General features: G+C 62.9%; 1 protein-coding gene and 1 pseudogene. Both read left to right on the top strand.

Going from position 1 to position 423, the window contains the following annotated elements:
• Positions 1-226: UxaA family hydrolase (locus WDW90_RS38300; RefSeq protein ID WP_336492901.1), on the top strand; the 226-nt coding region annotated here is incomplete at its 5' end.
• A gap of 11 nt (positions 227-237) precedes the next feature.
• Positions 238-423 (top strand): annotated as a pseudogene (locus tag WDW90_RS38295) (D-galactarate dehydratase); the annotation flags it as partial.

Below are 423 nucleotides of genomic sequence, written 5' to 3'. Positions count from 1 at the left end.
AGGTTTCAAAGCTGGGACGAAAGCTCTGGTCGTCGTGACCGACAACAACACGTCCTTCACGATTACTGCAAAGCACGACATTCCGATCGGACATAAGCTGGCCCTTACGGACCTGTCGGAGGGCGACACCGTGATCAAGTACGGCCAGGATGTCGGCCGAATGGTCGGTGCCGCCGCCAAGGGCGAGCACGTCCACACCCACAACATGAAGACGAAGCGCTGGTGAGGAATCTTGAGATGACACACGGAACGACGATCACCCAGGACCAGGCCTCGCCCTTCGTGGGCGGCGCCCCCGACCAGTTCACGACCTCGGCGCTGCCCACCGAGCGCGCGTCAGCTGACTATAAGAACGCCACCTTCATGGGCTGGCGCCGGGAGAACGGGCGCGTCGGCGTGCGCAACCACGTCGTGCTCCTGCCC

The organism is Methylobacterium nigriterrae (assembly GCF_037106235.1).
GTDB lineage: Bacteria > Pseudomonadota > Alphaproteobacteria > Rhizobiales > Beijerinckiaceae > Methylobacterium > Methylobacterium nigriterrae.
The sequence above is the reverse complement of the archived record's forward strand: the minus strand, read 5'-3'. Positions and strand labels throughout refer to the sequence as shown.